This window comes from Sphingobium sp. (genome assembly GCF_036170395.1).
In the GTDB taxonomy this organism is placed as follows: domain Bacteria; phylum Pseudomonadota; class Alphaproteobacteria; order Sphingomonadales; family Sphingomonadaceae; genus Sphingobium.
The window spans coordinates 24,872-39,550 of sequence record NZ_JAVHPD010000063.1 but is presented as its reverse complement, the minus strand read 5'-3'; the positions used below and the strand labels follow the sequence as shown (position 1 = coordinate 39,550).

The window sequence follows — 14,679 nt, the reverse complement described above, 5'->3', positions numbered from 1 at the left end:
ATGCGCCTACATATTGGGATAATTCGGTCCTCCGCCGCCTTCGGGCACGACCCAGTTGATATTCTGGGTCGGGTCTTTGATGTCGCACGTCTTGCAATGGACGCAATTTTGCGCGTTGATCTGGAAACGGGGATTGCCCTCTTCCTGACCCACCACCTCATAGACGCCGGCGGGACAATAGCGTTGCGCCGGCTCGTCATAAAGGGGCAGGTTATAGGCGATCGGAACCGCCGGGTCTTTCAGTTGCAGGTGGACCGGCTGGTCCTCCTCATGATTGGTGTTGGAGAGGAACACCGAAGACAGCCGGTCGAAGCTGATGACCCCGTCGGGCTTGGGATAGACGATCTTCTCGCACGCCTCCTTGCGCCAGATCGCCTCATTGTCGGGATGATGCTTCATCGTGAAGGGCAGCCCGATCTTGAGCGTCCGCATCCACATATCGACGCCCCCAAGAATCGTGCCCAGCGTATTGCCGAACTTCGCGAGCATCGGCCCGACATTCTTGACCAGCTGCAACTCGCGGTCGATCCAGCTTGCCCGCACCGCCGGCTCATAATCGGCCAGCACGTCGCCCGATCGATCCGCCTGCACCGCCGCGAACGCCGCCTCGGCCGCCAGCATCCCCGACTTCATCGCCGTGTGCGTGCCCTTGATGCGCGGCACGTTGACGAACCCCGCCGAACAGCCGATCAACGCGCCGCCGGGGAAAGCCAGCGTCGGGATCGACTGCCAGCCGCCCTCGTTGATCGCCCGCGCGCCATAGGAGACGCGCCGCCCGCCCTCCAGATAATGGCGGATCGCCGGATGCTGCTTCCAGCGCTGGAATTCCTCGAACGGGTAGAGATGCGGGTTGCGATAGCCCAGCCCCACGACGAAGCCCAACGCAACCTGACCATTGGCCTGATGATAGAGGAAGCCGCCGCCATAGGCATCGGTCAGCGGCCAGCCCTGGGTATGGATGACCAGCCCCGGCTGATGCTTGTCAGGATCGATATCCCACAGCTCTTTCATCCCCAGACCATAGACTTGCGGCTCACTGTTCGCATCCAGTACGAACTGGCGCTTCAAGACCTTGGTCAAATGCCCGCGCGCGCCCTCGGCAAAGAAGGTGTAGCGCGCGTGCAGTTCCAGCCCCGGCTGATAGTCGGGCTTGCGATTACCCTCGCGGTCGATCCCCATGTCGCCGGTGGCCACGCCCTTCACGCTGCCATCCTCATGATAGAGGATTTCCGCCGCCGCGAAGCCGGGGAAAATCTCGACGCCCAGCCCCTCGGCCTGCTCGGCCAGCCAGCGGCAGAGGTTGCCAAGCGATCCGGTATAGGTGCCCTTATTGTGCATCCAGCCCGGCGTCGCGAGATGCGGAATCGCCATCTTGCCGCTGTTCGAGAGGAACCAGTGCCGGTTGTCCGTCACCGGCACCTCGGCCAGCGGACATCCGCTGGTCCGCCATTGCGGCAGCAATTCGTCCAGCGCCTTGGGATCGATCACCGCGCCCGACAATATATGCGCGCCGATCTCCGATCCTTTTTCCAGCACGCAGACCGCCAGCTCCTGCCCCGCCGCATCCGCCAGCTGCTTCAGCCGGATCGCCGCGGACAGCCCCGCCGGGCCACCGCCGACGATGACGATGTCATAGGGCATCGATTCCCGTTCGCTCATTCCATCCTCCACCTGCGCGACCGGCGGGCTGCACCCCGTTGCATCCGATCGGCGCATTGTAACACCAGTTTGACAAGGAAAGGCGATGAAGCAGCTTGACCCCCTCGTCAACCTCTGGCCCAAGCAAAGCGATGCGGGGTTCACATATGGACAATGCGGCGGTTGCTGCCGACGCCTATCTGGCGTGGTGGCGGCTCGCCGGCGTGGAATGCGCCGTGGGGCAAGAGCCGGTCAACTGGCTGCGCCCGACGCCAGCACCGCGACCGGCGCAGCCCGCCGAACCGGCCGCCGCGCCGCTCCCGGCCGATCTCGCCGCCTTCCATCTCTGGCTCGAAACCGATGCGTCCCACCCGGAGCGGCGCTGGCCGGCGCGCGCCATCTATCCCGCTGGACCGGCCGACGCCCCGCTGATGGTCGTCACCGACATGCCCGATCCGGCGGATATGGACGCAGGGCGGCTGCTGGCGGACAAGGCCGGCGCTCTATTCGACGCGATGCTCCGCGCCATCGGCCTCGACCGCGCGCACATCTATGTCGCCTCGCTCTTCTTCGCGCGGCCGCCCGGCGGCATGGTGGAGGCCGCCGATCTCGCCGCCGCCGCCGCGCGGATGCGCACCCAAGTCCATCTCGCCCGCCCCCGCCGGCTGCTGCTCCTCGGCGATCGGGCGACCCGTGCGCTGATGCCGACGGACGGGTCCGATCAGGCCGTTGGTTTACGCGATTTTAATCATGATGGCGGCACTGTGCCTGCCGTCGCCACATTTCACCCGCGCCTGCTGCTGGGGCAGCCCATGGCCAAGGCGGAATGCTGGCGCGCCCTGCAAAGCCTGATCGAGGAAGCCCGTCCGTGATTCGCGCCGCGACCCTATTGTCTCGCCTCGCCCTCATCGCCGCCGGGCTCGCCGCCGCGCCCGCGCTGGCGGACACCAGCAGCACCGATCTCCCGCCCACCGCGATCAACGCCGACGCCTCGCCCTTGCTGCTGAGCGACGGCGACAAGGCCCGCTACCGCGCCATCTTCACCGCGCTCGCCGCCCAGCAATGGAATGACGCGAAGGCGATGATCGCCGCGCTCGATCCGCAGGACGCCGTGCGCCCGGTCGCTCTCTCCGAACTTTATCTGGCGAAGGGATCGCCCAGGGTCGAGCTGTTCGACCTGCTCGACCTCGTAAACAAGGCGCCCTGGCTGCCCAAGGCGGACCAGCTTTCCCGCCTGGCGCAAAAGCGCGGCGCGACCATCCTCCCCACCTTGCCGCAGATCCAGAAACTTGTCTGGCTCGGCTCCGCCCCGCGCCGCCAATATGTCGCCGCGACCAAGACCGATCTCGCCGCGCAGGCGCTCGCCGGGCAGATTCAGACCTTCGTCAAGAATGACGATCCCGTCGGGGCCGAGGCGCTGCTCGTTACCGGCGAAACCGGCCTGACGCCCGAGGGGTTGACCGAAGTGCGCCAGCGCGTCGCCTGGGCCTATTATATCGAGAATGACGACGCCAACGCCCGTCGCATGGCCGCAAAAGCGCTCGAAGCCCGCGCCGGCGGCGACTGGATGGTGCAGGCGCACTGGACGTCGGGCCTTGCAAGCTGGCGGCAGAATGACTGCCGCGCCGCCGCCCCCGCCTTCGCCAACGTCGCCGCGATGGCGGGCGACGCCGACATGCGCGCCGCCGGCGCCTATTGGGCCTCGCGCGCCTATATGGTCTGCGGCGAAGCGGAGAAGGTGGAAAATTATCTCAAGCAGGCCGCCCGCTCCGAAGAGACATTCTACGGCCTGCTTGCCCGCGAATCGCTCGGCATGACATTGGGCGGCGCGCCCGCCGCCGGCCGCTTCGGCGCGACCGAGTGGCAGAAGCTGCGGACCAGCCCCAATGCCCGCGCCGCCATCGCGCTCTCGGCGATCGGCGAAAATGGCCGCGCCGACGAATTGCTGCGCTATCAGGCGAAGATCGGCGGCACCCTGCAATATGACGCGCTGCTCCGCCTCGCGAGCGCGCTCAACCTGCCAGCGACTCAGCTCTACCTCGCCCATAATGGCCCCGCCGGCACCCAGCCCGCCAGTTTCGCTCGCTTCCCCGCGCCCGACTGGAAGCCCGACGGCGGCTGGCGCGTCGATCCCTCGCTCATCTACGCCCACACGCTCCAGGAATCGGGCTTCCGCACCGATGTCGTCTCCAGCGCCGGCGCGCGCGGCCTGATGCAGGTGCGCCCCGGCACCGCCGGCGACGTGGGCCTCGCCGACGCCTCGCAACTCTTCGTCCCCTCCACCAACATGGAATATGGCCAGCGTTACCTCGAAGCGCTGCGCGACATGCGCGCCACCGGCGGACTGCTGCCCAAGGTGATGGCGGCCTACAATGCCGGCCCGCTGCCGGTCGAACGCTGGAACGCGCAGGTGAAGGACAAGGGCGATCCCCTGCTCTTCATGGAATCGCTGCCTTATTATGAAACCCGCGCCTATGTGAACATCGTCATGCGGAACTACTGGATGTATCAGATCCAGGCAAAGGGCAGCGCCGATTGCCTGACCGGCATGGCGCAGGGCCTGTGGCCGACCTTCCCCACCGCCAAGGGCATGAAGCTCGTCCGCCTCAGCCAGGCTGACAGCGGCGGCGCGATCGGCGGCGCCCACTGATGCCGATCGACGAAAGTCGGACCTTCATCCCCGTCCGCATCGCCGTCCTCACCGTCTCCGACACCCGCGGCCTTGCCGAGGACCGCTCGGGCGACGCCTTGGTCGAACGGCTGGAAAGCGCCGGGCATATCCTCGCCGCCCGCTATATCGAACGGGATGAAAAAAGCGCCATCGTCGCTCGCCTCCACGCCTGGATTGACGACCCGCAGATCGACGTGATCCTCACCACCGGCGGCACCGGCGTCACCGGCCGCGACGTGACGCCCGAGGCGCTGGCCCAGGTGCAGGACAAGGAAATCCCCGGCTTTGGCGAGCTGTTCCGCTGGCTCAGCTATCAGAGCATCGGCACCTCGACCATCCAGTCCCGCGCCACCGCCTGCGTCGCGCGCGGCACTTATATCTTCGCGCTGCCCGGCTCCACGGGCGCGGTCAAGGACGCCTGGGACGGCATCCTTTCGACCCAGCTCGACAGCCGTTTTCGCCCGTGCAACTTCGTTGAGCTTATGCCGCGCCTGCTAGAACGATAACATATTGAAATAATTGTATTTTCTTGCCCGACATACGAGTCGAAAACAGCGATTCAGCTGTCCCACTCGCTGTTCGCTTTACTTCATGTTCTATCTATGTTCTTATAGGCCATGGCGATCGAAAAGGGCCGGGGCGCGACTCTGAACAGCGACAGCCGCCGCTTCAACCTGCCGGAGCGGCAGGCGGACGGCGACTGGCTCGATTCGGTCGAGACGCTGGACGGCCCCGTCCCTCGTCGCCGCACAGAGGTAACGGTCGAACACCCCCGGACCATCCTCACCCGCAACGCCAGCCCCGATATCAATTTCGACCAGTCGATCAACGCCTATCGCGGCTGCGAACATGGCTGCATCTACTGCTTTGCCCGCCCCAGCCACGCCTATCACGACCTCTCCCCCGGCCTCGATTTTGAGACGAAGCTCTTCGCCAAGCCCGACGCCGCGAAACTGCTCCGCGCCGAACTCTCGAAGAAAAGCTACCAAGTCGCGACCATCGCCATGGGCACCAATACCGATCCCTATCAGCCGATCGAAAAGGACTGGCGCATCACCCGCTCGATCCTCGAACTGCTGGTCGAAACGCGGCATCCGACCTTCATCACCACCAAGTCCGACCGTATCCTCCACGACCTCGACCTGATCGCCGACCTCGCTCGCGACAATCTCGCCGCCGTGATGCTATCGGTCACCAGCCTCGACCCCGCAGTCGCCCGCACGCTGGAGCCCCGCGCCCCCCACCCGCTGCGCCGACTGGACGCCATCCGCCGCCTCTCCGACGCCGGCGTTCCCGTCACGGCCAGCATCTCGCCCGTCATCCCCGCCATCACCGATCATGAAATGGAAGCGCTGATCGCCCGCGCCGCCGAAGCGGGCGCCCGCGAAGTCACCTATATCCCCGTCCGCCTGCCGCACGAAGTCGCGCCCCTCTTCCGCGCCTGGCTCGACGCCCACTATCCCGACCGCGCCGCCAAGGTGATGGCGATCATCCACGACCTGCGCGGCGGCCGCGACAATGATCCCGGCTTCGGCACCCGGATGAAAGGGCAAGGCGTCTGGGCCGACCTCCTGCGCGCCCGCTTCCTCAAAGCCCGCAAACGCGCCGGCCTCGGCGGCGAAAAGCTCATCCTCCGAACCGACCTCTTCCGCCCCCCCGAAGGCGCCCAGATGCGGTTGTTTTAAGCGGTCATGTGCCCCTCCCGCTCGCGGGAGGGGCAGCGAGACTTACGCGCGGAGCGCGTTAGTCGCAGCGGGGTGGGCGGCTCGTGCGGCAACCCGCCCACCCCCTAACCCCCTCCCGCAAGCGGGAGGGGGAACAGCCACTGTGAGGTCTTGCTCCTACCCTCACCCCACCAACCGCATCCCCGACCGCCGCCGCTGCGTCCGATACCCATCCGCCTTCACATCCATCCGCTCGAACCGATGGATGGTCAGCCCCTTTATCGTCGCGATCACATCCACCTGATCCGCGCCCAGACTATAGCTATCGCCCAGAAACACCCGCGCCGCCTGCCCGCCGGCCAACGGCGCGCGCAAAAACACCTCGCTCCGCCCGCCGCCCGCCTTCGCCAGCAGCGCGGCCAGCGCCTCGACCGCCGCCACCGTCTCGCAATCGACCACCAGCTCCATCCGCGACGCGCTGGCGATGCTGCGGAACGGCTCCACCCCGCGCACCGTCACGCGCGGCGTCTCCTCGCCGGGCAGCCGGTCCAGCTCCACGATCAGCAGCGCGCAATCCCCGTCGCGCGCCAGCTCCTCGATCGCCTTGCACGCCGGCTCGTCGAAGCAGCTCGCCTGAAACTGCCCGCTCTGGTCTGAAAAGGTCGCATTGGCGTAGCGCGCCCCGCGCTTGGTCTCGCGCCAGCGCACATCCTCGACCATCGCCGCCATGATCGTCATCGCGCGGCCCTCCGCATTGGGCGCGGGCATGGGCGACTGGCAGACGAGACCATAGCTTTTCGCCCCCCGCGCTTCGGCCAGATGGCGGTAGCGGTCGACCGGGTGTGCGGAGAAATAGAAGCCGAACGCCTCCTTCTCCTGCGCCATGCGGTCCGCCACGGTCCAGGCCTGATGCGGCGGAATGCGGACATCGGCATGGGGCGTCTCGACATCGCCGAACAGGCCGCCCTGCCCGCTTTCCCGCGCCGCCGCATTGCTCGAAGCAACCGACAGGATTGTCTCGGCAGCGGCATGGACGCCGGCCCGGTCGGCATGGACGCCATCGAACGCGCCCGCTGCCGCCAGGCTTTCGAGCTGCCGCCGGTTGAGCAGGCGCGGCTCGATCCGGTCGGCGAAGTCGTCCAGCGACTGGAACGGCCCCGCCGCCTCCCGCTCGGCGACGAGTTGCTCCATCGCCTTCTCGCCCACCCCCTTCAGCCCACCCAGCGCATAACGGACGGCATATCCGAGCCGAGCGTCCTCGCCCTCATGGCTCACCGCCTCGACCGAAAAGTCCGCCTGGCTGCGATTGATGTCGGGCGGCAGGCAGGTCAGCCCCATGCGCCGCATATCGTCCACGAATATCGTCAGCTTGTCGGTCAGGTGGATGTCGAACGCCATCGACCCGGCATAGAATTCCGCCGGATAATGCGCCTTCAGCCACGCCGTCTGATAGGCGAGCAGCGCATAGGCCGCAGCGTGCGACTTGTTGAAACCGTAGCCGGCGAACTTGTCGATCAAGTCGAACAGCTCGTTCGCCTTGGCCGCCGGGATGTCGCTCTGCGCGGCGCAGCCCTCGACGAAGCGGGAGCGCTGCGCGTCCATCTCCGCCTTGACCTTCTTGCCCATCGCGCGGCGCAGCAGGTCCGCGTCGCCCAGGCTGTAGCCGGCCAGGATCTGCGCCGCCTGCATCACCTGTTCCTGATAGACGAAGATGCCATAGGTCTCTTCGAGGATCGGTTTCAGCAGGATGTGGGGATATTCGATCTCCTCCTGCCCGTTCTTGCGCCGCCCGAACATCGGGATATTGTCCATGGGACCAGGGCGGTAGAGCGAGACCAGCGCGATGATGTCGCCGAAATTGGTCGGCCGGACAGCGGCCAGCGTCTTGCGCATCCCCTCCGATTCGAGCTGGAACACGCCCACCGTGTCACCGCGCTGGAGCAGCTCATAGACCGCCGGATCGTCCCAGGCGAGCGTGTCGAGATCGACATGGACGCCGCGCGCCGCCAGCAATTGCACCGCCTTCTGCAACACCGACAAAGTCTTGAGGCCGAGAAAGTCGAACTTCACCAGCCCCGCTCCCTCGACATATTTCATGTCGAACTGAGTCACCGGCATGTCCGATCGCGGATCGCGGTAGAGCGGCACCAGTTGCTGCAACGGCCGGTCGCCGATCACCACGCCGGCCGCGTGGGTGGACGAGTGGCGCGGGAAGCCCTCCAGCTTCATCGCATAGTCGATCAGCCGGCGGACCTGATTGTCATTGTCATATTCCGCCCGGAACTCGGCTACGCCGTTGAGCGACCGCTCCAGCGTCCAGGGATCGGTCGGATGATTGGGCACCAGCTTGGCGAGCCGATCCACCTGCCCATAGCTCATCTGGAGCACGCGGCCGGTATCCTTGAGCACCGCGCGCGCCTTCAGCTTACCGAAGGTGATGATCTGCGCGACATGATCCGACCCATATTTCTGCTGAACATAGCGGATCACCTCGCCCCGCCGCGTTTCGCAGAAGTCGATGTCGAAGTCGGGCATCGACACGCGCTCGGGATTGAGGAAGCGCTCGAACAGCAGCCCCAGTTGCAGCGGATCGAGATCGGTGATGGTCAGCGCCCAGGCGACCAGCGACCCCGCGCCGGAACCGCGCCCCGGCCCCACCGGAATGCCATTGTCCTTCGCCCATTTGATGAAGTCGGCGACGATCAGGAAATAGCCCGGAAACCCCATCTGGATGATGATGTCGGTCTCGAACGTGAGCCGCTCATAATAAGGCTGCCGCGCGTCCGCGCCGATGATCCCAGCCTTGTCCAGCCGCGCCTCCAGCCCCGCCGCGGCTTGGCTCCGCAGCATCGCCGCCTCGCCCTCGATGTCGCCGGCAAGGCTCGGGAGGATCGGCTTGCGCTTGGGCGCGGCCACCGCGCAGCGCTGCGCCACGACCAGCGTGTTGGCGAGCGCCTCGGGCAGATCCTCGAACAGCCGCTTCATCTCGCCCGCCGGCTTCATCCAGGCGTCGGGCGAGCTGGTGCGGCGGTCGGCGGTGTCGACATAGGCGCTGTCGGCTATGCACAGCATCACGTCATGCGCTTCATGGAAATGCGGTTCGGCAAAGCAGGTCGGGTTGGTCGCCACCAGCGGCAGATCGCGGGCATAGGCAAGGTCGAGCAACGCCGCCTCCGCCTTGCCCTCGATCGGATCGAACCGGCGGCAGATTTCGACATAGAGCCGGTCGGGAAACAGCCCTTCCAGTCGCTCGGCATAGGCGATGGCGGCGTCGGGCTGATCCTCCGCGAACAGTCGCGCGATCGCCCCTTCCCCGCCCGCCGTCAGCGCGATGAGGCCGCCCGTCCGCCCCTCCAGCGCGTCGAGCGAGGCGTGCGGCACTTCCTCCACCGGCCGGTCGAGATGCGCCATCGACACGAGCGCGCAGAGATTGTCGTAGCCCGCAGCATCCTGTGCGTAGAGCGCGAGCCAGTCATGCACCGGAGTCGCGTTGGCGGGGCGGCCCGGCCGCAACACCCCCAGCATCGCGCCGATGATCGGCTGCACGCCCTCATCCTTGCAGGCGTCGGAGAATGCCATGGAGCCGTAAAGACCATTGCGGTCGGTAATGGCGGCGGCAGGGAAACCCAGCGCCTTGGCCTGCTTGGCGATTTTCTTGGGGTCGATCGCCCCTTCGAGCATGGTGAAGGAGGAAAAGACGCGGAGGGGAACGAAGGCGGCGTGCGGCATGTCCCTATGTGGCCCGCCCTGCGATCCAATGCCAGCCCCTCCGGCATCAAAGCTGTGGACAATCGCGCCTGGTCAGGCGCGTTCCAGCACCCCTTCATGCAGTCGGACCACCCGGTCCATCTTCGCCGCCATCCGCTCGTTGTGAGTCGCCACCAGAGCCGCCGACCCTTCCTGCCGCACCAGCCGCAGGAACTCGGCAAGCACCACGTCCGCCGTCCGCTCGTCCAGATTGCCGGTGGGTTCGTCCGCCAGCACCAGCGCCGGCCGGTTGGCGAGCGCGCGCGCCACCGCCACCCGCTGCTGCTCGCCGCCCGACAATTGGCTCGGCCGATGGTCGAGCCGATGGCCGAGACCAAGCGCCGTCAGCAGCGCCTTCGCCCGCACCCGCGCCGCACCCGGCTCCACATCGCGGATCACCTGCGGCAGCACCACATTCTCGATCGCGTTGAAATCGGGCAGCAGATGGTGGAACTGATAGACGAAGCCCAGCGCATCGCGCCGCAGCCGCGTCCGCCCGTCATTGTCGAGTTTCGCCGCTTCCTCGCCGCCGATACGGATCGATCCCTTGAACCCGCCCTCCAGCAGGCCCACCGCCTGCAACAAGGTTGACTTGCCCGACCCCGATGGCCCGAGCAACGCGACGATCTCTCCCGGCCCGACCGACAGATCGACGCCGCGCAGCACGTCGATGGTGACGCCGCCCTGGGTGAAGCTGCGGGCGAGCCCCGTGACCTGTAAAATCTCACTCATAACGCAGCACCTGCACGGGATCGGTATTGGCGGCCTTGAACGCCGGGTAAAGCGTCGCGAGGAAGCTGAACAGCAGCGCCATGATACAGATGATCGCGATCTCCACCGGATCGGGCTTCGAGGGCAGCTCGGTCAGGAACCGGATCGAGGGATCCCAGAGATTCTGCCCCGTCACGAACTGGATCGCGTTCACCACGCTCTGCCGGAAGAAGAGGAAGGTGAAGCCCAGCACCATGCCAGCCGCCATGCCGAGCGCGCCGATGGTGACGCCCACCGTCATGAAGATCTTTACGAGGCCACCCCGGCTCGCCCCCATCGTCCGCAGGATCGCGATGTCCCGCGTCTTGGCGCGCACCAGCATGATGAGCGAGGACAGGATGTTGAACACCGCCACCAGCACGATGATGGAGAGCACGACGAACATCGCCACCCGCTCGACGGCGAGCGCCTCGAACAGGCTGGCGTTCATCTGCCGCCAGTCGGTGATGACAGCGCGGCCAGCAACCTTGCCGGCCAGCGGCTCCAATATCTGCCCGACCCGGTCGGGGTTGACCGTCTCTACCTCGATCATGCTGACGACATCGTTCAGCAGCAGCAATGTCTGCGCGTCCTCGATCGGCATGACCACGAACGCCTTGTCATAATCATAGACGCCGACCTCGAAGATCGCCGCGACCTGATAGCTGATCTGGCGCGGCACCGTGCCGAAGGGGGTCGCGCGACCGGCCGGATTGATGATCGTGATGCTGTCGCCGAGTTGAATGCCCAGATTCTCCGCCAGCCGCGATCCGATCCCGACCTTGCCGGCATTGGCGGTCAGCGCGTTGAGATTGCCCGCGACGATCTTGCCCTTCAGCGTCTTGTTGTCGCGAATGTCGGGGACGGTCATGCCGCGCACCAGCACCGCCTCGACCCGCCCTTGGAAGGTCGCGAGCAGGGGCTGCTCGATCAGCGGCGTGGCGCTGGTGACGCCCGGCGTATCCTTGGCCTGCTTCAGCACCGACTGCCAGTCGGGCAGCCGCCCGCCATAGCCCTGCACCACCGCATGACCGTTCAAGCCCACGATCTTGTCGAACAGCTCGGCGCGGAAGCCGTTCATCACGCTCATGACGATGATGAGCGCGGCGACGCCCAGCATCACCGCCACCAGGCTGATCCCCGCCACCAGGAAGATGAAGCCCTCGCCCTTGCCCGGCAGCAAATAGCGTTTGGCGATCATGCGTTCGTAACGGTTGAGAATCATGCGGCGCGCGCGGCCCTTCGCTGGTGGAGTGGTGCCGCTCTAGGCGGCGGGCCGGTCAACGGCAAGCATTGCCGAATTGTTGCATCCTCGCCACAGCGCCGCACGCAAAATCACAGCGCCCCGATTTTGGCCGTGACAGCCCCCCGCGCCGGGCATAGCAAGACAATCGAAGCACAGGTAAATGGCCGTGGTTCAGGGATACTGCATCCCGCTTCGAGCTTAGGGGGCTAAGAAGCGGTCGAGGCAGGCCAAGGGGGAGACGAGCAATCGTCCATTAAGCACCCGGATCGTGATGCCACGGTCCGGGTGCTTTTTATTTCGGGCTTGTTCTACTGCTCAGGTGGCGACGTGGCGATGGGACAAAGCGTCCTACCCACCCTTCCAAAAAGCATCCCGCCGCATCCTCTTGAAACCCGGTTTTCCTCAACCATATCCGTCATGTCCGGTCGCCTTATGGGGCCGGGCATCGTATCGCCGGACGCCGGTTTCGGGTTCGGCATCGTTCATTTTGCTCTTTAGGAGACTATGACAATGCGTGCTTTTGACCTGACCCCCTATCGCCGCTCGACCGTCGGTTTCGATCGTCTGTTCGACCTGATCGAAAACAACGCCCGGTTGCAGCAGAGCGACAATTATCCGCCCTTCAACATCGAGCGCCTGTCCGAGGATCGCTATCGCGTCACCCTCGCGGTCGCGGGTTTCCGTCCGGACGAGATCGACATTACCGCGCAGCAGAATCTGCTCCAGGTCGTCGGTCGCAAGGATGACTCCGCGAACGACCGCTCGAAGTTCCTGCATGTCGGCATCGCGAACCGCAGCTTCGAGCGCCGGTTTGAGCTGGCCGATTTCGTGCGGGTGGAGAAGGCGGACCTGGCCGACGGCCTGCTCGTGATCGAGCTGGTGCGCGAAGTGCCCGAGGCGATGAAGCCCAAGAAGATCGCCATCAATGGCGGTCAGCTGGTAGACATCAATGCCCAGGACCGCAGCGCCGCCTGATCGAAGGCGTCGACTAGGCCATTTGGGGCGCGGCCACGGCGGCCGCGCCCTTTTCTATATTTCGACCTGGCTTCCAAGTTCAACCACGCGGTTGGTCGGCAGCCGGAAAAACTCCATCGCGCTTTCGGCGTTGCGCAGCATCCAGGCGAAGATCTTCTCGCGCCACAGCGGCATCCCCGGCTTGGCCGAGGGAAGCAGCGTTTGGCGGGCGAGGAAGAAGCTGGTGTCCATCATCTTGAACGCCTGCCCGCAGCCGGTGATCTGTTTGAGCGCGGCGGGCACATCAGGCTCCTGCATGAAGCCGTAATGCAGCACCATGCGGAAGAAGCCGCGGCCCAGATCCTCCAGCTTGCAGCGGCCATCATCATCGACCACCGGCACATCCTTGATCTTGACCGTCAGCAGGATCACCCGCTCGTGCAGCACCTTGTTGTGCTTGAGGTTATGGAGCAGCGCATGGGGCACGCCATCGGGCGTTGAGGTCATGAACACCGCCGTGCCCGAAACTCGCACCGCGCTGTTGGCGGCGGAGGCGACGAAAACGGGGATCGGCATCGCTGCCTCCCGCAAGCGATCCTGCACCAGCCGCCGGCCCCGCGACCAGGTGGTGAGCAGGGTGAAGACGATGAAGCCGATCAGCAGCGGCACCCAGCCGCCATCGGGCACCTTGGTGAGGTTCGCCGCCAGATAGGCGCCGTCCACCAGATAGAAGACCGACAGCAAGGGCGCGGCATAATACCATTTCCACTGCCACAGCCGGTAGAGCACGACGGTCAGCAGCACATTGTCGATGAACATCGCACCAGTCACCGCGATGCCATAGGCGGCGGTCAGGTTGGACGAGGTCTGGAACGCCAGCACCAGCGCGATCACCATCACCATCAGCCCCCAGTTGATGAGGGGGATGTAGATCTGCCCGGCGGTCGATGCGCTGGTATGCTCGATCCGCAGGCGCGGCATGAAGCCCAGTTGGATCGCCTGCTGCGTGACCGAGAAAGCGCCCGAAATCACCGCCTGCGACGCGATGATCGCCGCCAGCGTCGCCAGCACGATCAGCGGCAATTGGCCCCATTGCGGCGCGAGATTGTAGAAGGGGCTGTGCAGCGCCGCCGCGCCTTCGCGAAAGAGCAGCGCGCCTTGCCCCATATAGTTCAGCATCAGCGCCGGCAGCACGAAGGCGAGCCAGGAAACGCGGATCGGACTGCGGCCGAAATGGCCCATATCGGCGTACAGCGCCTCCGCCCCCGTCACCGCCAGCACCACCGACCCCAGCGCCAGGAAGGCGGGCATCGGATCGGTGACGAAGAACATGAACGCCCAGTAGGGGTTGAAGGCGAAGAGGATGCCCGGCGTCTTGATGATCGAGACGATGCCGAGCGTCGCGATCGTCACGAAATAGAGAAGCATGATCGGGCCGAAGAAGGACGCGACCCGATTGGTGCCAAGCCCCTGAAGCCAGAACAGGCCGAGCAGAATCAGCACCGCGACCGGCAGGATGGCGGGCGCCAGGGCGCTATTATAGACCGCCAGCCCCTCGACCGCCGACAGCACCGACACCGCCGGCGTAATCATCGAGTCGCCGTAGAAGAGCGCGGTCGCGAAAACGCCCAGCAGCACGATGCCGCGCGACCAGCGCTGGGTGCGGGTCTGGCCGTTGATGAGCGCCAGCAGGGCGAGGCTGCCGCCCTCCCCCTTGTTGTCGGCGCGCATGATGACGCTGACATATTTGAGCGTCACGACCAGCATCATCGACCAGAACATCAGGCTGATGACGCCCAATATATGGTCGGGATCGAGATCGAGCTTGTGGTGGCCGGCGAAGGTTTCGCGGAAGGCGTAGAGCGGGCTGGTGCCGATGTCGCCGAAGACGATGCCGATCGCGCCGGCGACCAGCTTCAGCGTCGCCTTCTGCCGGCCATGGCCATGCGCGCCCGGCTCCTCGTCGGAAGAGGATGCCGCATTCGGCAGAAGATCAGCCATGGAGGAAA

The 14,679-nt window shown here is 65.6% G+C and carries 10 protein-coding genes; 5 read left to right on the top strand and 5 right to left on the bottom strand.

What is annotated here, in order from left to right; genetic code table 11:
* Nucleotides 1–6 precede the first annotated feature (6 nt).
* Nucleotides 7–1,659, bottom strand: a complete 1,653-nt coding sequence (locus V2B31_RS16355; protein ID WP_328280496.1) for an electron transfer flavoprotein-ubiquinone oxidoreductase — start codon at nt 1,657–1,659, stop codon at nt 7–9.
* Between the two features lie 131 nt (nt 1,660–1,790).
* On the opposite strand from V2B31_RS16355, the gene V2B31_RS16350 reads away from it, so the two are divergent.
* The 4 genes from V2B31_RS16350 to V2B31_RS16335 all read left to right on the top strand — a co-directional run bounded on the left by V2B31_RS16350 (nt 1,791) and on the right by V2B31_RS16335 (nt 5,994).
* Nucleotides 1,791–2,510: a uracil-DNA glycosylase family protein gene (locus V2B31_RS16350; RefSeq protein ID WP_328280493.1), complete on the top strand. Its 720-nt coding sequence runs from the start codon at nt 1,791–1,793 to the stop codon at nt 2,508–2,510.
* Nucleotides 2,507–4,288: a lytic transglycosylase domain-containing protein gene (locus V2B31_RS16345; protein WP_328280491.1), complete on the top strand. Its 1,782-nt coding sequence runs from the start codon at nt 2,507–2,509 to the stop codon at nt 4,286–4,288. Before V2B31_RS16350 ends, V2B31_RS16345 begins: the two co-directional genes overlap by 4 nt.
* Nucleotides 4,288–4,815 carry a molybdenum cofactor biosynthesis protein B gene (gene moaB / locus V2B31_RS16340; protein WP_328280489.1) on the top strand — a complete coding sequence of 176 codons (528 nt, stop codon included), beginning with the start codon at nt 4,288–4,290 and terminating at the stop codon, nt 4,813–4,815. The genes V2B31_RS16345 and moaB overlap by 1 nt, the downstream gene beginning before the upstream one ends.
* 111 nt (nt 4,816–4,926) lie before the next feature.
* Nucleotides 4,927–5,994 (top strand): PA0069 family radical SAM protein, encoded by a 1,068-nt coding sequence (locus V2B31_RS16335; RefSeq protein WP_328280487.1) that lies wholly within the window; start codon nt 4,927–4,929, stop codon nt 5,992–5,994.
* 162 nt (nt 5,995–6,156) lie between these two features.
* Here V2B31_RS16335 and dnaE read toward each other — a convergent pair whose 3' ends face one another.
* From dnaE to V2B31_RS16320, 3 genes are all read right to left on the bottom strand, one after another.
* Nucleotides 6,157–9,702, bottom strand: a complete 3,546-nt coding sequence (dnaE, locus tag V2B31_RS16330; RefSeq protein WP_328280485.1) for a DNA polymerase III subunit alpha — start codon at nt 9,700–9,702, stop codon at nt 6,157–6,159.
* A gap of 72 nt (nt 9,703–9,774) precedes the next feature.
* Nucleotides 9,775–10,452 (bottom strand): ABC transporter ATP-binding protein, encoded by a 678-nt coding sequence (locus V2B31_RS16325; RefSeq protein ID WP_328280483.1) that lies wholly within the window; start codon nt 10,450–10,452, stop codon nt 9,775–9,777.
* Nucleotides 10,445–11,695, bottom strand: coding sequence for a lipoprotein-releasing ABC transporter permease subunit (locus V2B31_RS16320; RefSeq protein ID WP_328280481.1), 1,251 nt, complete (start codon nt 11,693–11,695; stop codon nt 10,445–10,447). Before V2B31_RS16320 ends, V2B31_RS16325 begins: the two co-directional genes overlap by 8 nt.
* A 525-nt stretch (nt 11,696–12,220) precedes the next feature.
* On the opposite strand from V2B31_RS16320, the gene V2B31_RS16315 reads away from it, so the two are divergent.
* A complete protein-coding gene (locus tag V2B31_RS16315; RefSeq protein ID WP_328280479.1) occupies nt 12,221–12,691 on the top strand; it encodes an Hsp20 family protein in 471 nt (156 codons plus the stop codon).
* Between the two features lie 54 nt (nt 12,692–12,745).
* Here V2B31_RS16315 and V2B31_RS16310 read toward each other — a convergent pair whose 3' ends face one another.
* Nucleotides 12,746–14,671: a potassium transporter Kup gene (locus tag V2B31_RS16310; protein WP_328280477.1), complete on the bottom strand. Its 1,926-nt coding sequence runs from the start codon at nt 14,669–14,671 to the stop codon at nt 12,746–12,748.
* Nucleotides 14,672–14,679 lie beyond the last annotated feature (8 nt).